Genomic DNA, 23384 nt, shown 5'->3' with positions numbered 1-23384 from the left:
ATCAAAAGATCGCAGCCTTCGGCAGCTCCTACATTGGATTTGTGTAGGAGCTGCCGCAGGCTGCGATCCTTTGATCTTTCAGGAGCAGGCGACTTTGCGCGGTGGCAGCACAAAACGATCGCGAAACGCCAGATAGTGCTTGAGCACCTGCACCGGCGCTTCGGTCTGTGGATAGTGACCAATGCCCGGCAACAGCACCGTGTCCGCGTCCGGGATCAACTCGCGGTAACGCTCGACCATGTGCGCCCCGGAAATCGGATCGACTTCACCATCGATCACCCGCAACGGAATCTCGCCCCGCTGCATCGCCATCACCCAGCGATCACGTTGCACCCGGCGTTCGGGAATGTAGCTGATCAACTTGTGCATGATCCGTGGCCCGCGATTGCTGTCGACCAGGCTCCAGAAATCGTCCAGCTCACTTTCAGTCGGCCGGGTCTGCGGGCCGAAGATCTGCCGGAAGCTTTTCACCAGCGCATCGCGCGTGAACGCGCGGCCGATCATCCAGCCCAGCGGACTGAGCAGCAATTTCTGCATCAACACCGGACGATGGGTTTCCGGAAACAATCCGCCGTTGAGAAATACGCAACTGGCGACCTCGATCTTGTCTTCGTAGTGCCGGGCGAGCAGTTCCTGGGCAACGCTGTCACCGTAATCATGCGCCAGCACATGCACCGGTTGTTCAACCTGCAAATGCGCGAGCAATGCCTGTTGCAGGTCAGCCTGCTCCAGCAGGCTGTAGGTGTGATTGAGCGGTTTGGCCGAATCACCAAAGCCGAGCATGTCGCAGGCGATCACCCGATAACGCTGGGCCAGTGGCTGCCACAGGTAATGCCAGTCCCAACTGGCGGTCGGGAAGCCGTGAATCAGCAGCAGCGGCTCACCCTGCCCCGCCGTCCAGTAACGGATTGGCTGACCACGAAAGACAAACGCCTGGCTGCGTTTACGCCAGACACACAGAGGAATCTCGGCAAGAGGCATTAGAGTTTATATCCGGGGTCTTGTTTATCGAGTTTGCGCAGCAACGCTGGCCAGGCCAGCGCGCCACCCATGCCTTGAGCACTTTTGGTGACGCCAGCGATCATCGCTTTGGCGCCTGCCAGAATTTGCGGTTCGATGGCGATGAGTTCAGCCCCGCCGGTTTGCGCCATGACCTGAATGTCGCAGGCGCGCTGGAAGGTGAACATCATCAAAAAGGTGTCGGCGATGGTGCCGCCACAGGTCAGCAAACCGTGGTTGTGCAGCATCAGGAAATTGTTTTCGCCCAGATCGGCCTGCAAGCGCGCCTTCTCTTCGTGGTTCAGCGCCACGCCTTCATAGGCGTGATAGGCCAGGCTCGACAGCACGAACAATGATTGCTGGCTGATCGGCAGTACGCCCTGCTTTTGCGCCGACACCGCGACACCGGACGCGGTGTGGGTATGCAGCACGCAAACCACATCGTGCCGCACTTCGTGCACGGCGCTGTGGATGGTGTAGCCGGCGGGGTTGATTTCGTAAGGGCTGTCCATGAGTTTGTTGCCGGCCTGATCGACTTTCACCAGGCTCGACGCGGTGATCTCATGGAACATCAGACCGAACGGGTTGATCAGGAAATCTTCGGTGCCCGGCACCTTGGCAGAAATATGCGTGAAGATCAGATCGTCCCAGCCATGGGCGGCGACCAGACGATAACAAGCGGCGAGATCGACCCGGGTCTGCCACTCTGCGGCGCTGACCTGGTCTTTGACATTAAGGGACGATTGGACGGGGGCTACGCTCACTGTATGCACCTCTGCGTTCTTATTGTTCTGCACGTGTGAGCAGTCTAGTCAGGCGCAGAGGATCGCGTAGTTGCATTGGCAGCCAGCTTGATGACTGAGCGGGTCACTCATGCAAACAGCTTGGATCCATGTCAAAGCAACGACGCCAACAAAGGTGCGGCAAACAGATTGAGCAAGCCGGTCAATACCATCACCAGCCCGGCGACAGAGCCCTCTTCGCCGCCCACTTCATGGGCGCGACTGACGCCGGCACCGTGCGCGCCAACCCCGAACAGCGCCCCACGCGCCAAGGCACTGCGCAACGGCAACCACTTCAACAGCACGCCGCCGAGCATCGCACCGAACACGCCGGTGAACATTACGAACACCGCCGTCAACTCCGGCACGCCCCCCAGATTTTGCGCCAGCGGCATGGCGAACGGTGTGGTGATCGAGCGCGGCACCAGTGACATTGTCACCGAACTGTCCAACGCCAATGCTTTGGCCAGACCGAACGACGTACCAATCGATGCCGCACTGCCGGCAACCATGCCCAGCATCAGTGCCGACCAGTGCCGCATCAACAATCGGCGTTGCTGCCAGATCGGTACGGCGAAGGCGACGGTCACCGGGCCCAGCACCAGCATCAGCCAGTGGGTGTTGCTCGAATACTCGGCATACGCGGTGTGCAGCGGCACGGCGAGCGCCAGCAACAGCGCCGGGACCAGAATCAGCGGTGACAACACGTAGCGGCCGGTGCGCCGATAAATCCAGCGGCTGAACAAATACGCCAACAAGGTGAAGGCGAGCCAGAACATCGGCATCCATTCAAGCTTCATGGGAACGCCTCGCGCGCACGGCCAGCTCCACGGTGAACGCAGTCACCAGCATCACCATCAAAGTGCTGGCCGCGATCACCAGCAAAATCCGCCAGCCGTCATTGCGCAGCAACGCGCCGTAGTCGAGCAAGCTCATCAGTGCCGGAATGAAAAACAGCAGCATCTCGGCCATCAGCAAACCCGCGCCCAATTGCAGCGCCGCCGGTTTGACCCAGCCGAAAGCGAATGCCAACAGCAACAGCGCCATGCCGATCACGCCGCCGGGAATCGGCCAGGTTAGCCATGCGGCGAGTTGGCAGCCGAGCAGGTAGAGACCGAGTAACACGGCGAGTTCGACAAAGAGACGGAAAAAGTGCTTGAGACGGGCGGCGTTCATGATTGTGCTCCTGACAGAGGCCTATTTTACGAAGCGGCCTGCCATCCCCGAAGCGAATTGTTAGACTCAACACCATTCCAAAATGGAATCAGGCAATGGAATTCAAACAGCTGCGCAGTTTTGTCGAAGTCATGCACCAGGGCGGTTTCACTCAAGCCGCAAAAACCCTGCACATCAGCCAGTCCGCGGTCAGTAAACAAATCGCACAACTGGAGCAGAGCCTCGGCACGCCGTTGCTCGAACGGCTCGGTTCGCAGTTGCGCCTGACCGCCGCTGGCAGCGTGGTACTGCAACGCGCTGAAGCGATGCTGCGTTTACGCAACGAGCTGTTGGTTGAACTGGACGACCTCAGTCATCTGGCGCGTGGAGAGTTACGTCTCGGCCTGCCACTGCTGGGCAGTGACGCGCTGTTCGCCGGACTGTTTGCCGAGTACCGTCGGCGCTATCCGAATATCAGCGTGCAATTGCTGGAGGGTGGCAGTCGCAATATCGAGCAGGCAGTGTTGAGCGGGGAGCTGGAATTGGGCGGCAGTCTGTTGCCCAAGGATCCACAATTCGACTGGCAGCCGTTTTGCGATGAGCAACTCGACGCCCTGCTGCCGGTGGATCATCCGCTGGCCGATCGAGGCGAGATTGGTCTGGAGGAATTGGCCGAGACGCCCTTTCTGCTCTATCAACGCAGTTTCGTGCTCAACGACCGCTTGCTGCAGGCGTGTCAGCAACTGGGTTTCACGCCGAAGGAAGGCGGACGCAGCGGTCAGGCAGACTTTCTTGCGGCGCTGGTGGCCGCCGGGCAAGGCGTGGTGCTGTTGCCCAGCGTGGTCGCGCGCGGTCTGGTGCGGCCGGGCGTTGTACGCCTGGCCTTGCGCGCGCCGGATTATCTGCGCTGGGACATCGCGTTCATCTGGCGCCGGGGCGCGTACTTGTCGAAAGCGGCGCAGGCGTGGCTGGACTTGCTGCGCGAACGGCCGATCAGCCCTTGAGCGCGTCGATCAACTGCGCCAGCCAAGGCTCGGCGTCGGTTTCCGGAGTGACGCTTTCGCTGGCGTCGATGCGCAGCATGTCTAGTACTTCGCGCACACCCAGTTCGCCGAAAAGCTCACGCATTTGCTCGCCGCCACCGCAGAAGGTGTCGCCGTAACTGGCGTCGCCCAAGGCAATCACTGCGCCCGGCAAACCGCGCCACGCGGCTGGCAACTGATCGCGAATGGTCGAGTACAGCGGTTGCAGGTTATCCGGCAACTCGCCCATGCCGGTGGTGGAAGTCACCGCGAGCAACGCTTCAGGAGCGAACGACTGAATGTCGGCCAGGCTGGCGCGCGAGTTGTAGAAGGTTTCGAAGCCGGCGGCTTTCAACAGGTTCTGGGCGTGACGGGCGACTTCTTCGGCGGTGCCGTAGACCGAACCGGAGAGGATGGCGACTTTCATCAATCTGATCCTGAAACTGAAAAAAAGAGCGGCGATAGTAACAGCCTCCAACGCAAAGCTGCGATTGAATCTCAACTGGCGATAATGGCCAGTAGACAGCGCCTACGGTTCTTCTAGAATGCGAGCCACTGACAACTCTGAAAGGATTCAAAGATGATCAACGCAAGCTTGTTGCAAATGGTGATCAACGCGTCGAACGACGGCATCGTGGTCGCTGAAAAAGAAGGTGAGCAGGACAACATCCTGATTTACGTAAATCCGGCCTTTGAACGTCTGACCGGCTACACCAGCGAAGAAATCCTCTATCAGGACTGCCGTTTCCTGCAGTCCGGGGACCGCGACCAGGAGAACCTGGAGCTGATTCGCGACACGTTGCGCGGCGGCGGATCGTGCCGGGAAATCCTGCGCAACTATCGCAAGGACGGCACGCCGTTCTGGAATGAACTGTCGCTTTCAACGGTGAAAAACGCCGACGACGGTCAGACTTATTTCGTCGGCGTACAAAAAGACGTGACTGTTCAGGTCAAGGCTCAGCAGCGTGTGGCGCAGTTGGAAGCTCAGGTCGCGGCCCTCGAAGCTGAACTGGCTGCGGTGAAAACGACAAACGGTCAAAACAAAATCGCGAACTAATTGTCATTAACTACAATCACCAATAACTTTGTAACTATATCTTTTGAGTTAGCCATGCAGCGCGACGCCCTCCTCACTCAGGACGAGCTGGATTTCATCCAGACCATGCAGCACAACCCGCAACTGAACGTGCGGGATGCGACGTCGAGTCTGCTGGTTAACGGCGGTTCGCAGATCCGCGATTTGCTCACCCGCCTGGCCGCTCACGAGCAAGTGACCATTCAGGCCAACTTCGAAAACCAGCAGATGACCTTCCCGCTGCATCTGGTGGAAGACGAGTTTCACGCGTTGCATCTGCGTCTTGGCGTGCCGAGCATTTATGAAGACGGCCCGATGGTGCGGCCATGGCGGTTGACTCTCGAAGAGCCAGTAGCTCTGGAAAACGCCAAAGGCCAGCCGGGCATGTTGTTTGTGCACGAGGTTTCGCACAAAGGTGTGCTGCTGGAAGTGCGCAACAAGACCAAACCACCCAAGCATTTCGCGCTGTGGTTCAGCCCTTCGGGTTATGAGCGGATTTCATTGCGTGGCAATTTCGAATGTGAAACCGAAAGCGGGTTCTACGCCTACGAGTTGAGCCAGACCGATACCGACGAAACCGAGCGGCTGCGTCAGTTCATCCTGCAGCAACATCGCCTGACGCATCCTGCCCTTCACACCTGAGTTTCAGGTATCAAGATTCCCTGCAAGAAACTGCAGCATGCGCTGACGCATGCTCGCCCCTTCGTTTCCAAGACATGCAACAGAGGAGCCGGCCAGACTGTCCTGCGCCAGATCTGAAGCATCGCCCGCCAGCATCAACTGACAATCAAGGCTTAACGCCAACCGGTTCAGACGTCGAGGCAATTCGGCGCTGGGCGCGTGATTGGAAAACAGCACGAGTGCATCAGGTTTGATCTTTTCGCACACCAGCGTCAATTCATCGAACGGCTGCCCCGTGGTCAACACCCTGACACCGGCATTGCTATCGCTGAGAAACAGCGCCGCCACCAGCAATTCCAGTTCCCGACATTGCCCGGCCAGCGCGCTGACGATCACTCGACGCGGTTGCGTGCCGCGCAGCATGACAATCCGCTGCAACACCCGCGCCCGCAGGAATCCATCGAAGAACAGCCACTCGCTGGTTTGCCCGAAAGCCTCCTGGCGCTGCAACAATTGCAGCCACAACGGCATGAGGATGTCCTGAAATACCACGGGCAGTGCGTAGGAAGAGAAAATCTGCCCATAGACGCGGTCCAGTTGCTGATCATCAAATGCACTGACCGCCTGTTGAATCTGCTCCTGCCACTGCAGGTAATCGGCCTGCACCAGATCATCGGGGATGATGTGCGCCAGCACTTTCATCGGCTCGGTCTTGGCGAGGATCTTGCCGACCTTGCTCACGGCGACACCGCGATCAATCCAGTCGACGATGCTGCGCACGCGCTCGATATCGGTCATCGAATAGAGCCGATGCCCACTTTCGGTGCGCGTTGGCTGAATCAAACCATAGCGCCGCTCCCAGGCACGCAAGGTCACCGGGTTGACACCGGTCAGGCGTGCGACCTCACGGATCGGGAACAGATCGGCACGCTCGAGCGCGACAGATGCCTGCGAAGCGGGGCTTGCATCCGTGATGACAGGCATATGGCGTTCAACTTCCATGTCGGTTCAATTGGATCCCATTCTAACGCTTATGCCCCAATGGGGTTCAAGTGATGAAATGCGACGAAAGTCGCTGGTTTAATCGTGAAAAACCGGAATAATCCTTGCTTGTTGAAAAACGCAGGCCTCTACCCCGGCTCTGCGTCAGGCGAAACTCCTACCCGGAGTGACGCACTCGAAATACGGAGATACAAAATGTCTACTTCCCCCGTCACGCTGATGGTTGCCCGTCGCGTCGCCGACGGCCGTTATCAGGATTTGATCGCCTGGCTGCGCGAAGGCGAACAACTGGCCACTGACTTTCCCGGTTATCTCGGCTCTGGCGTGCTCGCTCCGCCGCCCGGTGATAACGAGTTTCAAATCATTTTCCGTTTCGTCGATGAACAGACGCTGCATGCGTGGGAGCATTCGGCTTCACGCACGGCGTGGCTGGATCGTGGCAGCGACCTGTTCGCCCACCCCAAGGAACATCGGGTCAGCGGCATCGAAGGCTGGTTTGGCGCAGCCGGTCAGCGGCCACCGCGCTGGAAGCAGGCTGTCGCGATCTGGCTGGCGTTCTTTCCGGTGTCATTGCTGTTCAACTTTGTCCTCGGGCCGTTGCTCGCTGACATGAGTTTGTTGCCGCGTGTGTTGATCAGCACGGCGTGCCTGACGCCGCTGATGGTTTACCTCTTTATTCCGCTGTCGACGCGGTTGCTCGCGAACTGGCTGAACAGCACGCCGGTGCGCCCGTTGCCAGTGACGTCTTCCGCACAGAATCGATGATCTCTGTGTGGGAGCGAGCCTGCTCGCGAATACGGACTGACCTTCAACATTGATGTCGACTGAGACACCGCTTTCGCGAGCAGGCTCGCTCCCACAGTCATGGGGACAGCCGACGATAGGTGGGCAAGCCATGTCGCTGTTATAGTTTTTGCTCCCACCTCGATGCGAGCCGTTCATGCCTGATTCCTCCGCCCCGATCCTCATCACCGGTGCTGGCCAGCGTGTCGGCCTGCATTGCGCGCAGCGGTTACTCGAGGACGGCTATCGCGTCATCTTCACCTACCGCAGCGAACGCCCCGGCGTACAGACGCTACGAGATCTGGGCGCCGCCGGCCTGTTCGCGGACTTCTCCAGCGAAGCCGGGATTCTCGCCTTCATCAACGAACTGAAAACCCACACCGACCGCCTGCGCGCCATCGTGCACAACGCCTCCGAGTGGCTGGCCGAAATTCCGGACAGCGAAGCCGAAGCGTTCACGCGCATGTTCAACCTGCACATGCTCGCGCCGTATCTGATCAATCTGCACTGTGGCGAATTGCTGCAGCGCTCGACGCCCGCCGACATCATCCATATCAGCGACGATGTCACTCGCAAAGGCAGCAGCAAGCACATCGGCTATTGCGCCAGCAAAGCCGGGCTCGACAGCCTGACGCTGTCCTTCGCCGCTCGCTATGCGCCGGCGATCAAGGTCAACGGCATCGCACCAGCCCTGCTATTGTTCAATCCCGACGACGACGCGGCGTACCGCGCCAAGGCCCTGGCCAAATCCGCGCTGGGCATCGAACCCGGCAGCGAAGTGGTCTACCAGAGCCTGCGCTATCTGCTCGACAACCCCTATGTCACCGGTACGACCCTGACCGTCAACGGCGGACGGCACCTCAAATAACGCCTGCCTGCGAGGATTTCCATGGCCCGCTCACTGCCCGAGAATTACCGCGAAATCCTCATCGGCCTCGGTGAAGATCCCGATCGTGAAGGATTGCTCGACACCCCGCTGCGCGCGGCCAAGGCCATGCAATACCTGTGTCACGGTTACGAACAGAGCGTCGACGAGATCGTCAATGGCGCGCTGTTTGCCTCCGACAGCGACGAAATGATCATCGTCGCCGACATCGAGTTGTACTCGTTGTGCGAACATCACCTGTTGCCCTTCATCGGCAAGGCCCATGTGGCTTATATTCCGACGGGCAAAGTACTGGGTCTGTCGAAGATCGCGCGACTGGTGGACATGTTCGCCCGGCGCCTGCAGATTCAGGAAAACCTCACCCGGCAAATCGCCGATGCGGTGCAACAGGTCACCGAAGCCGCCGGCGTCGCCGTGGTGATCGAGGCCAGGCACATGTGCATGATGATGCGCGGTGTCGAGAAACAGAATTCGACCATGAACACCTCGGTCATGCTCGGCGCGTTCCGCGAGTCGAGCAACACCCGTCAGGAGTTCCTGCAATTGATTGGACGGAGCAAGTAAATGCCACAACTTCAACCGGGAATGGCGCGCATCCGGGTCAAGGATCTGCGCTTGCGCACCTTTATCGGGATCAACGAGGACGAAATCCTCAACAAGCAGGATGTGCTGATCAACCTGACCATCCTGTATGCCGCGCAGGAAGCGGTGCGTGACAACGACATCGACCACGCGCTGAACTACCGCACGATCACCAAAGCGATCATCGCCCACGTCGAAGGCAACCGCTTTGCACTGCTCGAACGCCTGACTCAGGAGCTGCTCGATCTGGTAATGAGCAATGGCTCGGTGCTGTACGCCGAAGTCGAAGTCGACAAGCCGCATGCGCTGCGTTTTGCCGAATCGGTGTCAATCACGCTTGCAGCGAGCCGCTAGCTTCAAGCTTCAAGCACCAAGCTGTAAACTTGGTATCACCGCCAACCATCTTGCAGCTTGAAGCTCGTCGCTTGAAGCTGTCTCGCAGAGACTCCCATGAACGAGCAACAACGCCTCGAACTCGAAGCCGCCGCCTTCCGCCGGCTGGTCGCACACCTGGACAGCCGCAAGGATGTACAGAACATCGACCTGATGAACCTTGCCGGGTTCTGCCGCAACTGTCTGTCGAAGTGGTACAAGGCCGAAGCTGACGAGCGCCAGATCGAGGTCAGCCTCGATGACGCCCGCGAAGTGGTTTACGGCATGCCGTACGCCGAGTGGAAAGCCCAATTTCAGCAAGAAGCCAACGCTGAACAGCAAGCAGCGTTCGCCAAAGGAAAAACCCATGAGTGACCTCAACACCCTGCGCGCCAGCCTCAACAGCGGCGAACACGCTTTCGCCGGCACCCTGGCCTTCATCGCCGCCGGCTACGATTATCAGCCGCAGGCGTTCAACAACGGTGGCGTGGAAAGTGCCGCCGGGCAGAACGAAGGTTCGTGCAAGACCTTGGGTCTGGCGCTGCTGGAAGGTCTGAGCGATGAGGAAGCGCTGTTGGCGTTCGGCGAGCATTATCGTTCGGTGGTCGCGACCCCTGAGGGCAGTGATCACGGCAATATTCGTGCGTTGATCCAGCACGGTCTGGCCGGCGTCAAATTCACCGCGCAACCCCTGACCCGCCGCTGATCCTTCTATCCACACAAAATCCCTGTGGGAGCGAGCCTGCTCGCGAATGCGGACTGATATTCAACATTGATGTCGACGGATACACCGCATTCACGAGCTGGCTCGCTCCCACATTTGATCCGTGGTGACTGTGATTCTCGGGCACAAAAAAACCGGCCAATCTGGCCGGTTTTTTTATGCCTGCGATCTTAGAACGAAGCGTTCTGCAGACCGTCCAGGTAACGCTCGGTGTCCAGTGCCGCCATGCAGCCGGCGCCGGCCGAGGTGATGGCCTGGCGGTAAACGTGGTCAGCCACGTCACCGGCGGCGAAGATGCCTTCGACGCTGGTTGCAGTCGCGTTGCCGTCACGGCCGCCCTGCACCACCAGATAACCGTCTTTCAGGGTCAACTGGCCTTCGAACAGCGAAGTGTTCGGGGTGTGGCCGATGGCGATGAACACGCCGTCGACAGTGATTTCGTCGAAGCTGCCGTCGTTGTTCTTCAGACGCGCACCGGTCACGCCCATGTTGTCGCCCAGGACTTCGTCCAGGTTGGCGTTCAACTTGAGGATGATCTTGCCTTCGGCCACGCGAGCGTTGAGCTTGTCGATCAGGATCTTCTCGGCGCGGAAGGTTTCGCGACGGTGGATCAGGGTCACGGTGCTGGCGATGTTGGCCAGATACAGTGCTTCTTCAACAGCCGTGTTGCCGCCGCCGACCACGGCAACAGGTTTGTTGCGGTAGAAGAAACCGTCGCAGGTCGCGCAGGCCGAAACGCCTTTGCCCATGAACGCCTCTTCCGACGGCAGACCCAGGTAACGCGCGCTGGCGCCGGTGGCGATGATCAGGGCGTCGCAGGTGTAAGTCGCGCTGTCGCCGGTCAGGGTGTAAGGCTTGGCAGCGAAGTCGACGGCGTTGATGTGATCGAAAACGATCTCGGTTTCAAAACGCTCGGCGTGCTCGCGCATGCGTTCCATCAGTGCCGGACCGGTCAGACCGTGGACATCGCCCGGCCAGTTGTCGACTTCAGTGGTGGTGGTCAGTTGACCGCCAGCCTGCATGCCGGTGATCAGCAGTGGCTTGAGGTTGGCGCGGGCCGCGTATACCGCAGCGCTGTAACCGGCAGGGCCGGAACCGAGAATAATCACTCGCGAATGACGGACTTCAGACATGACCTGCTCCTGTTGACCGGGCGGAAAAACAGGCCCGGATCGCCGGACTGCCGGCGGGAATAAAAAAGGACTGTGGAAAACCTTGGGGAAGGCTTGAGCTCGACAGTCCTGTAAAAAGTTGGGTGCAGCGTATCGAGGGGGGCAAGATTAAGGAAATACGGTTTAACAATCCAGCTCATAGGTGGTCTCTATGCCGACACACTGACGAGATGGACGTCTTTGTTACAGTGAATGTCGATCGCTCTGCCGCGCTTTCGCCCCCGGTGCAAAGTCGGTAAGGTCGGCGCGTTTTCCCTTGCTCGGAGCACCTTATGCCCGCCCCTGTTCTGTCCGGCCCGCAATACCTGCGCGAAGGCCTCAAACTGGTCTTGAGCCCAGGCTTGCGCCTGTTCGTGTTATTGCCGCTGGCGATCAATCTGGTGCTGTTCGTCGGATTGATCTATCTGGCCGGCCACCAGTTCAGCCTGTGGGTCGATACGCTGATGCCGTCGTTGCCCGAATGGCTGAGTTTCCTCAGCTACGTACTCTGGCCGCTGTTTGTGGTGCTGGTGGCATTGATGGTGTTTTTCACCTTCACCATGCTCGCCAACGTGATCGCCGCACCGTTCAACGGTTTTCTCGCGGAGAAAGTCGAAGTGGTGGTGCGCGGCACTGATGATTTCCCGGCGTTCAGCTGGGGCGAGTTGATCGCCATGGTCCCGCGCACCCTTGCACGGGAAATGCGCAAACTGGGCTACTTCCTGCCGCGCGCCATCGGCCTGTTCATTCTCTCGTTCATCCCTGTGGTGAACATCATTGCCGCACCGCTGTGGTTGTTGTTCGGCGTGTGGATGATGGCGATCCAGTACATCGACTACCCGGCGGACAACCACAAACTGGGCTGGAACGAAATGCTCGCCTGGCTGCGGCAGAAGCGCTGGCAGAGCATGAGTTTTGGCGGAATCGTCTATCTGGTGTTGCTGATTCCGGTGGTTAACATCCTGATGATGCCGGCGGCCGTGGCCGGTGCGACGTTGTTCTGGGTGCGTGAGCGCGGTGCTGAGAATCTCGTCACTCAACGCTGAGCACGTCACAAATCCATCATCCGAACGTCACAAGCACGACATGGCCTCAGTCGACACTGAGGTCATGACGACAGCTCTACACATCACCCTGATCAGCGAAACCTTCCCACCGGAAATCAACGGGGTGGCCAATACTCTTGGCCGCTTGTGCGATGGGCTGCGCGCGCGTGGCCACCAAGTGGAACTGGTGCGCCCGCGTCAGGCTGGCGATCCGCAACACAGTGAAGACGATGCGTTGCTGCTGTGCCGGGGCTGGCCGCTGCCGGGCTATCCGGGGTTGCAATGGGGTCAGTCGTCGATGCACAAACTGCTGCGGCGCTGGAAACGTCAGCGCCCGGATGTGCTGTACATCGCCACGGAAGGCCCGCTCGGGTTGTCGGCGCTGCGTGCGGCGCGGCGCCTGGGAATTTCGGTGGTCAGCGGGTTTCACACCAACTTTCAGCAATACACCAGCCAGTACGGGCTCGGTCTGCTGACCCGGATGCTTACGCATTATCTGCGTTGGTTTCACAATCGCTCGGCCATGACCCTGGTGCCGAGTGTCAGCCAACGCCTGGAACTGGAGCGGCGCCACTTCGAGCGTTTGGCGCTGTTGTCGCGCGGTGTCGACAGCCAGTTGTTTCATCCAAGCAAACGGTTGAATGCCTTGCGTGAGCAATGGGGCCTGTCCGAGCAGGACATTGCGGTGATTCACGTAGGACGACTCGCTCCGGAGAAGAACCTTGGTCTGCTCAAACGCTGCTTCGAAAAACTGCGCGACACTTATCCACAGCGCAACCTGAAACTGGTCGTCGTCGGCGACGGGCCGCAACGGCTGGCACTGGAAAAGCAATTGCCCGAAGCGATCTTCTGCGGTGCACAACGCGGTGAGGCGTTGGCGGCGCACTATGCGTCTGGAGATTTGTTTCTATTTCCGAGTCTGACCGAAACCTTCGGCAATGTGGTACTGGAAGCACTGGCCTCGGGACTGGGTGTGGTGGCTTACGATCAGGCTGCGGCGGCGCAGCACATTCGCCACGGTTACAACGGCGTGTTGGCGATGCCGGGTGATGAGCAGGCGTTTTGCGAGGCGGCGGCGTGGTTGCTGGAAGAGGATGAGCGGCTGCGCTGTGTGCGCCTGAATGCGCGGCAGCATGCGAGTCGCCAGGGCTGGCCGGCGGTTATCGAGCAGTTTGAAAAGCATTTGCGCGGGGCTTGTGTAGGGGAGTTGGTTGTCCCGAATGCGCAAACATTGCCTTGAATCTTTGCTGACCTTAGAACCGCTTTCGCGAGCAGGCTCGCTCCCACAGGGGATCTTCAGTGAACACACATTTTGTGAACAGCAGAGAAACCTGTGGGAGCGAGCCTGCTCGCGATGGCGTCAGTACAGCCGCTGGTTAAACCAGCGTCATCAACGCCTCGCGGCTGAACGGCAGAATATCCTGCTCACGCCCTTCGCGGACTTTCTGCGCCCAGTCCGGATCGACCAGCAGCGCACGGCCCACCGCCACCAGATCGAATTCCTCCTTGTTCAAGCGCTCCAGCAGGTTTTCCAGACTGGCCGGTTGCGCGACCTTGTCAGTGTTGACCATGAACTGCAGGAACTCGCCATCAAGACCGACGCTACCGACGGTGATGGTCGGCTTGCCGGTGAGTTTGCGGGTCCAGCCTGCCAGGTTCAGCTCGGAACCATCGAACTCCGGCTCCCAGAAACGCCGCGTCGAGCAGTGGAAAATATCCACGCCAGCGTCGGACAGCGGCTTGAGAAACTCACCCAACGCTTCCGGAGTCTGCACCAGACGCGCGGTGTAATCCTGCTGCTTCCATTGCGAGAAACGTAAGATGATCGGGAAACCTTCGCCGACCGCCGCACGTACGGCTTGAATCAGTTCGATGGCGAAACGCGAACGGTTGGCCAGGCTGCCGCCGTATTCGTCGGTACGCTGGTTGCTGCCCTCCCAGAAGAACTGGTCGATCAGGTAACCGTGGGCGCCGTGGATTTCCACGCCGTCCATGCCGATGCCTTGTGCATCTTTGGCCGCTTGAGCGAACGCGGCGATCACGTCCTGAATGTCTTGTTTGGTCATGCCGTGCACCACGACCTGACCGTCCTTGAGTTTTTCCGACGGGCCGTAAGCAGGCACGCTGGCGTCCGGCTCGGTGCCGATACGGCGTACGCTGCCGACATGCCAGAGTTGCGGAACGATCTTGCCGCCTTCAGCGTGAACAGCGTCGACAACTTTTTTCCAGCCGGCCAATGGCGCGTCACCAAAGAACTGCGGCACGTTCGGATAACCGTTGGAGGCGATGTGGCCGACGGTGGTGCCTTCGGTGATGATCAGGCCGACACCGGCCGCCGCGCGACGACGGTAGTACTCGATGACTTTCGAATTAGGCACGCCGCCCGGGGAGAACGAGCGAGTCATCGGCGCCATGACCACGCGGGTCGGCAGTTCGAGGGCACCGAGGTGGAACGGTTTGAACAAGGCTTGAACGGGCATCGAAGGGCTCCACAGAGAAGGCTTTATGACGGCGATAATATGGAGGCGCGCACCCTTTGAACAGCACTATTGATTTGGGTGATTAAGGATTAAAAGACGCAAAGCAAAAGATCGCAGCCTTCGGCAGCTCCTACATGGGGTTTGAGGTCACCAGCAGGAACTGCCGAAGGCTGCGATCTTTTGATCTTGCTGTTTCAGCTCAGCGCTTTTTCAATCGCATGAACAATGGTCGGATCATCCGGCGCCGTGCGCGGCGAAAACCGGGCCAGCACCCGACCGTCCTTGCCAAGCAGAAACTTCTCGAAATTCCAGGTGATATCACCGGGAAACTCCGCGCCCTCGCCCGCCAGCAGACGGTAGAGCTGGTGACGATCATGACCGTTGACTTCAAGCTTGCTCGACAACGGAAACGTCACGCCATAGTTGAGGCTGCAGAAATCCTTAATTTCCTGTTCGGTACCTGGTTCCTGGCCGGCAAACTGGTTGCACGGCAGGCCCAGCACACTGAAGCCTTTGCCTTTGAACTGCTGATAGAGGTTCTCCAGCGCCGCGTACTGTGGGGTCAAGCCGCATTTGGAGGCGACGTTGACCACCAGCACGACTTGGCCCTTGAACGGCGCCAGCGGTAGCTCCTGACCATCCAGGGCTGTCAACTTAAGGTCGTGAAAAGCACTCATGACGAACTCCAAGATTCCCGTGTTCTACTCGAAACAGCCACTTGGCGAGGTCACCAAGGACAGCCGCGGACTAAAAAGGCGCCCGCAGGCGCCTCTCCAGTACTCGAAGCTTAGCGCAGAAAATCAGTGGTGATGGCCACCTTCGCCATGGACGTGGCCATGAGCGATTTCTTCCTGGCTGGCGTCACGGATGTCAACGATCTTCACTTTGAAGTTCAGGCGCTGACCGGCCAGTGGGTGATTGCCGTCAACCGTCACGTCGTCGCCGTCGAGGTCACGGATGGTGACGATTTGCATCTGGCCGTCCGGCGCCGAAGCGTGGAACTGCATGCCGACTTCCAGCTCGTCAACGCCTTCGAACATGCTGCGGCTCAGGGTGCTGACCAGCTCAGCGGCGTATTCGCCGTAAGCGTCTTCCGGTTCAACGGAAACTTCCAGCTCGTCACCAACAGCTTTGCCTTCCAGAGCTTTTTCCAGGCCCGGGATGATGTTGCCTGCGCCTTGCAGGTAGACCAGCGGAGCGCCGCCGGCGGAGCTGTCGATGACCTCACCAGCGTCGTTGGTCAGGGTATAGTCGATGGAGACAGCCTTATTGGCGGCGATCAGCATGGGGCGAGACCTTTTGCATAAGAATATAGAAAGGCCAAGTTTAGCGAAGCAATCGCGCGAAAGCGAACACAACCCGGACAAACGGGTTTCGACGATCGCAGGCTTCCATCAGGACGAGGACGGCCACTGGGTCGTCGAGCTTTCCTGTGGCCACACCCAGCACCTGCGCCATCAACCACCATGGCAATCACGCGCCTGGGTGCTGGACCCGGCGCAACGTATTGAAAAAATAGGCCAACCCTTTGCCTGCGGTTGGTGCGCACAAGGCTCGGTTAGCGATAACCTTGGCGACTGAATTTCGGTAGTCAGCCAGACATAGACTGACGCCATTGCCATGCAACTTTAGAGAATTCGCATGCAAACTTTTTTTATCGCACCCACCGATTTTGGCGTGGGTCTGACCTCCATCAGCCTCGGGCTGGTGCGCACGCTTGAACGCGCCGGGCTGAAAGTCGGTTTCTTCAAACCGATTGCGCAGCCGCATCCGGGTGACACCGGCCCTGAGCGTTCTACCGAACTGGTGGCGCGCACCCACGGTCTGAAACCGCCGCAACCGCTCGGCCTGGCCCACGTCGAGCGGATGCTCGGCGATGGTCAGCTCGATGAGCTGCTCGAAGAAATCATCACGCTGTATCAGCAAGCGGCCATTGGCAAAGACGTGCTGGTCGTCGAAGGCATGGTGCCGACCCGCAGCGCCAGTTATGCCGCACGGGTCAACCTGCACCTGGCCAAGAGCCTCGATGCCGAGGTGATTCTGGTCTCGGCGCCGGAAAACGAAGTACTCGCCGAACTCTCCGGCCGCGTCGAGTTGCAGGCGCAATTGTTTGGCGGGCCGAAAGACCCGAAAGTCCTCGGGGTGATCCTCAACAAGGTCAAGACCGACGAGAGCATGGACGCCTTCGCCACGCGTCTGAAGGAACATTCGCCGTTGCTGCGCAGCGGTGATTTCCGCTTGCTCGGCTGCATTCCGTATCAGCCTGAACTTAACGCGCCACGCACCCGCGACGTCGCCGATCTGATGGGCGCGCAAGTGCTCAACGCCGGTGATTACGAAACCCGGCGGATGACCAAAATCATCATCTGTGCGCGGACCATGCGTAACACCGTCGAGCTGCTCAAGCCCGGTGTACTGGTGGTGACCCCGGGCGATCGCGACGACATCATCCTCGCCGTCAGTCTGGCGGCGATTAACGGCGTGCCACTGGCCGGCCTGCTGCTGACCAGCGACACCCTGCCCGATCCGCGCATCATGGATTTGTGCCGTGGCGCCTTGCAGGCTGGTTTGCCGGTGTTGTCGGTGAGCACCGGTTCCTACGACACCGCCAACCTGCTCAACGGCCTGAACAAGGAAATCCCGATCGACGACCGCGAGCGCGCGGAGATCATCACCGATTTCGTCGCCAGCCATCTCGACGCCAAATGGCTGCACCAGCGTTGCGGCACGCCACGGGAAATGCGCCTGTCGCCAGCGGTGTTCCGCTATCAATTGATTCAACGCGCGCAAGCGGCGAACAAGCGCATCGTTCTGCCCGAAGGCAGCGAGCCGTTCACTGTGCAAGCGGCGGCGATCTGTCAGGAGCGCGGGATCGCCCGTTGCGTGTTGCTGGCGAAACCGGAAGACGTCGAAGCCGTCGCCCGCGCTCAAGGCATCGTCCTGCCGCCGGGGCTGGAGATTCTTGATCCCGACCTGATCCGCGAGCGCTACGTCGAGCCGATGGTCGCCCTGCGCAAAACCAAAAGCCTCAATGCACCGATGGCCGAGCAGCAACTGGAAGATACCGTGGTGATCGGCACCATGATGCTCGCACTGGATGAAGTCGACGGCCTCGTTTCCGGCGTGATCAACACCACGGCCAACACCATCCGCCCGGCCCTGCAGCTGATCAAGACTGCACCGGGCTGCACGCTGGTGTCGTCGGTGTTCTTCATGTTGTTCCCGGAAGAAGTGCTGGTGTATGGCGATTGCGTGATGAATCCGCACCCGAGCGCTACGGAACTGGCCGAGATCGCGTTGCAAAGCGCCGACTCGGCCGCTGCATTCGGCATCACCCCGCGCGTGGCGATGATCAGTTATTCCAGCGGCGAATCGGCCACCGGCGAAGAAGTCGAAAAAGTCCGCGAGGCCACCCTCCTCGCCCACGAGCAACAGCACTCGCTGCTGATCGACGGTCCGCTGCAATACGACGCTGCTGCCAACGCCGACGTGGCCCGGCAACTGGCGCCGAACAGCCAGGTCGCCGGACGCGCCACGGTGTTTGTGTTCCCCGATCTGAACACCGGCAACACCACGCACAAAGCCGTGCAACGCAGCGCCGACTGCGTCAGCCTCGGGCCGATGCTGCAAGGCCTGCGCAAACCGGTGAATGACTTGCCGCGCGGCGCGCAGGTCGATGACATCGTCTACACCATCGCCCTCACCGCGATTCAAGCCGCCAACCGACCTATGGATGTGTAAATGCTGGATTTTCTACCTGCACCCGTGCGCGGCGTGATCGCTTCGCTGCTGTTGGCGCTCAACACGATTCTGCTCTGCTCGTTTCTGTTCTGCGTGGCGCTGGTCAAGGCGTTGCCGTTCGCGCTCACCCAGCGCATCGCTGGCTGGCTGATGAGCCACACCCATGAAGCATGGATCAGCAATAACAAGGGCTGGATGAATCTGGTGCGCCGTACCCGCTGGCACCTCAGCGGCCTGCAAGGGCTCGACTATCAGCACTCGTACCTGATCACCAGCAACCACCAGAGCTGGGTCGATATTCTGGTGCTGCAATACGTGCTCAACCGTCGGATTCAGCCGCTGAAATTCTTCCTCAAACAGGAGCTGATCTGGGTGCCGGTGATCGGTCTGGCGTGGTGGGCGCTCGGTTTTCCGTTCATGAAGCGCTACTCCAAGGCCTACCTGGCCAAGCACCCGGAGAAGAAAGGCAAAGACCTGGAAACCACGCGCAAAACCTGCGCGAAGTTTCGCAATAATCCGGTGGGGATTTTCAACTTCGTCGAGGGCACGCGCTTCACCGAAGGCAAGCATGCGCAGCAGCAGTCACCGTTCAAATATCTGCTCAAGCCCAAAGCGGGCGGCATTGCCTTTGTGCTGGATGCGATGGGTGAACAGCTGGAGTCGATCGTCAACGTGACCATCCACTATCCGGCAGGACGTCCGGGGTTCTGGGATTTGCTCTGCGGCAATGTGCGCGATGTGGTGGTGCACTTTGAAGAGCTGAAGATTCCGCAGCAGTTCATTGGCAAGAATTACGATCAGGACGGCGAGTATCGCCTGCAGTTTCAGGGCTGGATCAATCAGCTGTGGCTGGACAAGGATGCGCTGCTCGAACAGATGCACCGCGAATACCCTTCCGTATGATCGTTCCCATGCTCCGCGTGGGAATGCCTCACTGGATGCTCTGCGTCCGCTTTAGATGGGACGCGGAGCGTCCCGGGCTGCGTTCCCACGCAGAGCGTGGGAACGATCACGAATCGCCGTATGCCCGAATAAAAAAGCCCGCCGATGATTACTCATCGGCGGGCTTTTTCTTGCAGCTTGAAACTCGAAGCTTGCCGCTGCTTCAGTGCTTAGATCGCGCCGCGCTTGCGCAGTAGATCCAGCACTTGCTTGACGCTGTCTTCCAGACTCAGCGTCTGCGTGTCGATCACCAGATCGGCATCCAGCGGCACGTCGTACGGGAAGGATTCGCCCGGGATGTTGTCGCCAGCGGCGGCATACAGACCCTGTGGATCACGCTCGGCGCAGACAGCCGGCGAGGCCTGCACGTAGACCGTCAGCAGACGATCCTTGCCGATCAGATCCTTGGCTTGCTCACGCCCTTCGGCACTCGGTGCAACGAACGCAGCCAACGTCACCAGACCGGCTTCGTTGAACTGACGCGCAACGTGCGCAGCACGACGCCAGTTCTCGGTACGACCAGCGCGATCCTGTGGCAGACCTTTGTTGAGGTCGTGACGCAGGTTCTGACCATCCAGCACAAACACCGCACGGCCCATGTCGAACAGCTTGCGTTCAACCGCATAAGCCAGCGTGCTCTTGCCCGCGCCCGACAGACCGCTGAACAGCACGGTCGCCGGTTGCTGGCCGAAACGCTGGGCACGTTCTTCCGTGGCCACGTGCGCCAGTTTGCCGTGGTGCGTGGCAGTACCATGCGTCACCGGTTGCGCGACGATCATGCCGGCGCCCACAGTGCCGTTGGTCAAACGGTCGATGATGATGAACGCGCCGGTGGTGCGGTTGCTTTCGTAACCGTCGAGGGCGATCGGCGCGTCGAGCGCAATCTTCACCTTGCCGATTTCGTTGAGCTGCAACGCGCTCGCCGGGCCTTCTTCAAGGGTGTTCACGTCGACCTTGTTGACAATGCTGGCAATCGAGCCCGGCACGTAACTGGTGGCGCGTTTGATGTCGTATTTCTTGCCCGGCAGCATCGGCTCTTCAGCCATCCACACCAGCATCGCTTCGAAGCTGTCGGTGACTGGCGGCACGTTGTCGGCATGCACCAACAGGTCGCCACGGGAGATGTCGATTTCATCTTCCATGGTCAGCGTGACAGCCTGACCTGGACCGGCGTGTTCCAGCTCACCTTCGAAGGTGACGATGGATTTCACCCGGCTGCTCTTGCCCGACGGCAGCACCACGACTTCGTCGCCTTTGTGCACGATGCCGCTGGCCAGCGTGCCGGCGAAACCACGGAAGTTCAGGTTCGGACGGTTGACGTACTGCACCGGGAAACGCAGATCGGTGAAGTTGCGATCGCCCGCGACTTCCACGGTCTCGAGGATTTCCATCAGCGACTGGCCTTTGTACCAAGGCGAGCGCTCGGACTTGTTCACCACGTTGTCGCCTTTGAGGGCAGACATCGGCACGAAGTGCATGCTGGTCGGCTTCATCTTCAAGCCTTCGGCGAACTTCAGGTAGTCAGCCTTGATCGACTCGAACACGCCTTCATCGAAGCCCTTCAAGTCCATCTTGTTGATGGCGACAACGATGTGCTTGATCCCCAGCAGGGAGGCGATAAAGCTGTGGCGACGGGTCTGGGTCTGCACGCCGTAACGCGCGTCGACCAGAATGATCGCCAGGTCACAGGTGGACGCACCGGTGGCCATGTTGCGGGTGTACTGCTCATGGCCGGGGGTGTCGGCGATGATGAATTTGCGCTTGGCGGTGGAGAAATAGCGGTAGGCAACATCGATGGTGATGCCCTGCTCCCGCTCGGCCTGCAGACCGTCGACCAGCAATGCCAGGTCGATATCGTCACCGGTGGTGCCGACTTTCTTCGAGTCGCGGGTGATCGCTTCGAGGTGATCTTCGTAGATCATTTTCGAGTCGTGCAGCAGGCGCCCGATCAGGGTGCTCTTGCCGTCATCGACGTTACCGCAAGTCAAAAAGCGCAGCAGCTCTTTACGTTCGTGCTGGCCCAGGTAGGCGAGGATGTCCTCGCTGATCAAATCAGAAACATGCGACATGACAGCCCCTTAGAAATAGCCTTGACGTTTTTTATCTTCCATCGAGCCTGCGCCATCGTGGTCGATGACACGGCCCTGGCGCTCGGAAGTTCGCGTCAGGAGCATTTCCTGGATGATGTCCGTCAGGCTTTCAGCCTCGGACTCCACGGCACCCGTCAACGGGTAGCAGCCAAGGGTGCGGAAACGCACTTTCTTTTTGACGATGCGCGCTTTGTCTTCATCGGAGAGGTGCTCGAGGATGCGCTCGTCGTCGATCATGATCAGCGTGCCGTTCTTCTCGATCACTTCGCGTTCGGCGGCGAAGTACAACGGCACAATCGGGATGCCTTCGAGGTAGATGTACTGCCAGATGTCCAGCTCGGTCCAGTTCGACAGAGGGAATACGCGGATGGATTCGCCCTTGTTGACCTTGCCGTTGTAGACGTTCCACAGCTCCGGGCGCTGGTTCTTCGGGTCCCAGCGGTGCTTGCTGTCGCGGAACGAGTACACGCGCTCTTTGGCACGGGATTTCTCTTCATCGCGACGGGCGCCGCCGAACGCTGCGTCGAAACCATGCTTGTCGAGCGCCTGTTTCAGGCCCTCGGTTTTCATGATGTCGGTGTGCTTGGCGCTGCCGTGGGTGAACGGGTTGATGTTCTGCGCCACGCCATCGGGGTTGATGTGGGTGATCAGGTCCAGGCCCAGTTCTTCGACCATCTTGTCGCGGAACTTGTACATCTCCTGGAATTTCCAGCGGGTGTCGACGTGCATCACCGGAAACGGCAGTTTGCCCGGGAAGAACGCCTTGCGTGCCAGGTGCAGCATCACGGCGGAGTCTTTACCGATGGAGTACAGCATCACCGGGTTATCGAACTCGGCGGCCACCTCGCGGATGATGTGGATGCTTTCCGCCTCCAGCTGTTTCAGATGCGTCAGTTTGTCGACCATGGCTACTCACGAAAACTTTCTTATGAACGGCCAGCGGGCCGTGTTCGAGCGAGAAATCCTAGCACAGCGGCCTCTTCTAATCAGGACGCCAACTAGATCGAAAGGGTATATGAATATGCCCACTCGTTTGGGCGATGCCCCCTGTAGGAGTGAGCCTGCTCGCGATAGCGTTGTCACATTCGACATAGCGGTGACTGACACTCCGCTATCGCGAGCAGGCTCACTCCTACAGGGGATTTGCGGTGGTTTTCAGATCGGGTTGGGGCAGTCGATGAAGATGTGTTCGACGGCGAAGCGTTTCGCCAGATAGTCGCCCAGCGCCTGCACGCCATAGCGTTCGGTGGCGTGGTGACCGGCGGCGATGAAGCTGATGTCGTTTTCGCGGGCGCTGTGGAAGGTCTGCTCGGACGCTTCACCGCTCAGATAAAGATCGACGCCCGCCGCGACGGCCTGATCGATATAGCCCTGACCGCCGCCGGTGCACCAGCCGACCCGACGAATCATCGGATTGCCTTCAATCAGCAACGGTTCGCGGCCCATGACTTCTTGCACCTTGCGGGCGAAATCGCGTGCGGTCAGCGGTTCTTTCAAAGACCCGACCAGACCAACGATTTTCAGATTGTCCGGGTCCAGCGGGCCTTCCACAGTGATGTCCAATTGGCGAGCAAGCTGCACGTTATTACCGACATCCTGGTGCAGATCCAGCGGCAAGTGGTAAGCGAGCAGACTGATGTCGTGCTTGAGCAAGGTCTTCAATCGGCGCTGCTTCATGCCGGTAACGCACGGGTTCTCGCCCTTCCAGAAGTAACCGTGATGCACCAGCACCAGATCGGCCCCGGCCTCAACGGCAGCGTCCAGCAACGCCTGACTGGCCGTGACGCCGCTGACGATGCGCATCACTTGCGGACGGCCCTCGACCTGCAATCCATTCGGGCAATAATCGGCAATTTTCGCACTGCCGAGGTAACGGTCGGCTTCTTCGACGAGGGTGCTGAGGGCAACGGCCATGAAAGACTCCTAAATAT

The 23384-nt window shown here is 59.5% G+C and carries 27 protein-coding genes; 14 read left to right on the top strand and 13 right to left on the bottom strand.

Translation table 11 applies throughout. From position 1 onward, the window contains the following. Window positions 1-78: 78 nt before the first annotated feature. The 4 genes from PspS49_RS04860 to PspS49_RS04845 form a co-directional block, all read right to left on the bottom strand. Window positions 79-981 carry an alpha/beta hydrolase gene (locus PspS49_RS04860; protein ID WP_127925866.1) on the bottom strand — a complete coding sequence of 301 codons (903 nt, stop codon included), beginning with the start codon at window positions 979-981 and terminating at the stop codon, window positions 79-81. Further along, entirely contained in the window at window positions 981-1763 is a 783-nt protein-coding gene (locus PspS49_RS04855) for a class II aldolase/adducin family protein (RefSeq protein ID WP_007950070.1), read from the bottom strand. The genes PspS49_RS04860 and PspS49_RS04855 overlap by 1 nt, the downstream gene beginning before the upstream one ends. A 131-nt stretch (window positions 1764-1894) precedes the next feature. Next, window positions 1895-2581: an LrgB family protein gene (locus tag PspS49_RS04850; RefSeq protein WP_053117198.1), complete on the bottom strand. Its 687-nt coding sequence runs from the start codon at window positions 2579-2581 to the stop codon at window positions 1895-1897. Continuing rightward, window positions 2571-2957 (bottom strand): CidA/LrgA family protein, encoded by a 387-nt coding sequence (locus tag PspS49_RS04845; protein ID WP_127925865.1) that lies wholly within the window; start codon window positions 2955-2957, stop codon window positions 2571-2573. Before PspS49_RS04845 ends, PspS49_RS04850 begins: the two co-directional genes overlap by 11 nt. A gap of 95 nt (window positions 2958-3052) precedes the next feature. Between PspS49_RS04845 and PspS49_RS04840 the strand changes: the two genes are divergently transcribed. Next, the gene (locus tag PspS49_RS04840) at window positions 3053-3940 is read left to right on the top strand and encodes a LysR family transcriptional regulator (protein WP_127925864.1); all 888 of its coding nucleotides are present in this window, start codon (window positions 3053-3055) and stop codon (window positions 3938-3940) included. On the opposite strand, the gene PspS49_RS04835 is transcribed toward PspS49_RS04840, so the two are convergent. After that, window positions 3930-4385, bottom strand: coding sequence for a flavodoxin (locus PspS49_RS04835; RefSeq protein WP_116029503.1), 456 nt, complete (start codon window positions 4383-4385; stop codon window positions 3930-3932). The two genes, PspS49_RS04840 and PspS49_RS04835, sit on opposite strands and share 11 nt — an antisense overlap. Window positions 4386-4538: 153 nt before the next feature. On the opposite strand from PspS49_RS04835, the gene PspS49_RS04830 reads away from it, so the two are divergent. Beyond that, the gene (locus PspS49_RS04830) at window positions 4539-5015 is read left to right on the top strand and encodes a PAS domain-containing protein (RefSeq protein WP_127925862.1); all 477 of its coding nucleotides are present in this window, start codon (window positions 4539-4541) and stop codon (window positions 5013-5015) included. A 54-nt stretch (window positions 5016-5069) separates the two neighbouring features. Beyond that, window positions 5070-5675, top strand: coding sequence for a hypothetical protein (locus PspS49_RS04825; protein ID WP_160038332.1), 606 nt, complete (start codon window positions 5070-5072; stop codon window positions 5673-5675). Between the two features lie 3 nt (window positions 5676-5678). Here PspS49_RS04825 and PspS49_RS04820 read toward each other — a convergent pair whose 3' ends face one another. Further along, complete coding sequence (locus PspS49_RS04820) at window positions 5679-6638, bottom strand: MerR family transcriptional regulator (RefSeq protein ID WP_137219273.1); 960 nt, start codon at window positions 6636-6638, stop codon at window positions 5679-5681. A 213-nt stretch (window positions 6639-6851) separates the two neighbouring features. Here PspS49_RS04820 and PspS49_RS04815 point away from each other — a divergent pair, with 213 nt between their 5' ends. The 6 genes from PspS49_RS04815 to PspS49_RS04790 all read left to right on the top strand — a co-directional run bounded on the left by PspS49_RS04815 (window position 6852) and on the right by PspS49_RS04790 (window position 9985). Further along, window positions 6852-7421, top strand: a complete 570-nt coding sequence (locus PspS49_RS04815; protein ID WP_127925859.1) for an antibiotic biosynthesis monooxygenase — start codon at window positions 6852-6854, stop codon at window positions 7419-7421. A gap of 175 nt (window positions 7422-7596) precedes the next feature. Next, window positions 7597-8307, top strand: a complete 711-nt coding sequence (gene folM / locus PspS49_RS04810) for a dihydromonapterin reductase (RefSeq protein WP_127925858.1) — start codon at window positions 7597-7599, stop codon at window positions 8305-8307. Between the two features lie 21 nt (window positions 8308-8328). Continuing rightward, on the top strand, window positions 8329-8889 hold the full coding sequence (gene folE / locus PspS49_RS04805; RefSeq protein ID WP_127925857.1) for a GTP cyclohydrolase I FolE: 561 nt from the start codon (window positions 8329-8331) through the stop codon (window positions 8887-8889). After that, entirely contained in the window at window positions 8890-9261 is a 372-nt protein-coding gene (gene folX, locus PspS49_RS04800) for a dihydroneopterin triphosphate 2'-epimerase (RefSeq protein ID WP_007914273.1), read from the top strand. It begins immediately after the preceding gene. Window positions 9262-9357: 96 nt separating this feature from the next. Continuing rightward, window positions 9358-9654 carry a DUF1244 domain-containing protein gene (locus PspS49_RS04795; protein WP_034154503.1) on the top strand — a complete coding sequence of 99 codons (297 nt, stop codon included), beginning with the start codon at window positions 9358-9360 and terminating at the stop codon, window positions 9652-9654. Beyond that, the gene (locus tag PspS49_RS04790) at window positions 9647-9985 is read left to right on the top strand and encodes a HopJ type III effector protein (protein ID WP_127925855.1); all 339 of its coding nucleotides are present in this window, start codon (window positions 9647-9649) and stop codon (window positions 9983-9985) included. Before PspS49_RS04795 ends, PspS49_RS04790 begins: the two co-directional genes overlap by 8 nt. Window positions 9986-10173: 188 nt before the next feature. Here the strand turns inward: PspS49_RS04790 and trxB are convergent, their stop codons facing one another. Then, entirely contained in the window at window positions 10174-11136 is a 963-nt protein-coding gene (trxB, locus tag PspS49_RS04785; RefSeq protein WP_103305131.1) for a thioredoxin-disulfide reductase, read from the bottom strand. Window positions 11137-11447: 311 nt separating this feature from the next. Between trxB and cysZ the strand changes: the two genes are divergently transcribed. Next, the gene (gene cysZ / locus PspS49_RS04780; protein ID WP_038357552.1) at window positions 11448-12200 is read left to right on the top strand and encodes a sulfate transporter CysZ; all 753 of its coding nucleotides are present in this window, start codon (window positions 11448-11450) and stop codon (window positions 12198-12200) included. Between the two features lie 40 nt (window positions 12201-12240). Further along, window positions 12241-13440 carry a glycosyltransferase family 1 protein gene (locus PspS49_RS04775; protein ID WP_160038330.1) on the top strand — a complete coding sequence of 400 codons (1200 nt, stop codon included), beginning with the start codon at window positions 12241-12243 and terminating at the stop codon, window positions 13438-13440. A 136-nt stretch (window positions 13441-13576) separates the two neighbouring features. On the opposite strand, the gene PspS49_RS04770 is transcribed toward PspS49_RS04775, so the two are convergent. The 3 genes from PspS49_RS04770 to PspS49_RS04760 form a co-directional block, all read right to left on the bottom strand. Beyond that, window positions 13577-14680, bottom strand: a complete 1104-nt coding sequence (locus PspS49_RS04770) for an NADH:flavin oxidoreductase (RefSeq protein WP_160038328.1) — start codon at window positions 14678-14680, stop codon at window positions 13577-13579. Between the two features lie 194 nt (window positions 14681-14874). After that, the gene (locus PspS49_RS04765; protein ID WP_127925852.1) at window positions 14875-15357 is read right to left on the bottom strand and encodes a glutathione peroxidase; all 483 of its coding nucleotides are present in this window, start codon (window positions 15355-15357) and stop codon (window positions 14875-14877) included. A gap of 123 nt (window positions 15358-15480) precedes the next feature. Continuing rightward, on the bottom strand, window positions 15481-15966 hold the full coding sequence (locus PspS49_RS04760; RefSeq protein ID WP_007912368.1) for a peptidylprolyl isomerase: 486 nt from the start codon (window positions 15964-15966) through the stop codon (window positions 15481-15483). Here PspS49_RS04760 and PspS49_RS04755 point away from each other — a divergent pair. The 3 genes from PspS49_RS04755 to PspS49_RS04745 are packed head-to-tail and all read left to right on the top strand — an operon-like array spanning window position 15935 to window position 19324. Next, entirely contained in the window at window positions 15935-16261 is a 327-nt protein-coding gene (locus tag PspS49_RS04755) for a DUF3565 domain-containing protein (protein ID WP_093436299.1), read from the top strand. The two genes, PspS49_RS04760 and PspS49_RS04755, sit on opposite strands and share 32 nt — an antisense overlap. Before the next feature lie 60 nt (window positions 16262-16321). Continuing rightward, window positions 16322-18421: a phosphate acetyltransferase gene (pta, locus tag PspS49_RS04750; protein ID WP_127925851.1), complete on the top strand. Its 2100-nt coding sequence runs from the start codon at window positions 16322-16324 to the stop codon at window positions 18419-18421. After that, window positions 18422-19324, top strand: coding sequence for an acyltransferase (locus tag PspS49_RS04745; RefSeq protein WP_150774084.1), 903 nt, complete (start codon window positions 18422-18424; stop codon window positions 19322-19324). Window positions 19325-19533: 209 nt separating this feature from the next. Here PspS49_RS04745 and cysN read toward each other — a convergent pair whose 3' ends face one another. The 3 genes from cysN to PspS49_RS04730 all read right to left on the bottom strand — a co-directional run bounded on the left by cysN (window position 19534) and on the right by PspS49_RS04730 (window position 23367). Next, entirely contained in the window at window positions 19534-21432 is a 1899-nt protein-coding gene (gene cysN / locus PspS49_RS04740) for a sulfate adenylyltransferase subunit CysN (protein ID WP_127925848.1), read from the bottom strand. Between the two features lie 9 nt (window positions 21433-21441). Continuing rightward, window positions 21442-22359 carry a sulfate adenylyltransferase subunit CysD gene (gene cysD, locus PspS49_RS04735; protein ID WP_007912374.1) on the bottom strand — a complete coding sequence of 306 codons (918 nt, stop codon included), beginning with the start codon at window positions 22357-22359 and terminating at the stop codon, window positions 21442-21444. Between the two features lie 249 nt (window positions 22360-22608). Beyond that, window positions 22609-23367: a Nif3-like dinuclear metal center hexameric protein gene (locus PspS49_RS04730; protein WP_160038326.1), complete on the bottom strand. Its 759-nt coding sequence runs from the start codon at window positions 23365-23367 to the stop codon at window positions 22609-22611. Between the last annotated feature and the right edge of the window lie 17 nt (window positions 23368-23384).

The organism is Pseudomonas sp. S49, assembly GCF_009866785.1.
Lineage (GTDB): Bacteria > Pseudomonadota > Gammaproteobacteria > Pseudomonadales > Pseudomonadaceae > Aquipseudomonas.
The sequence above is the reverse complement of the archived record's forward strand: the minus strand, read 5'-3'. Positions and strand labels throughout refer to the sequence as shown.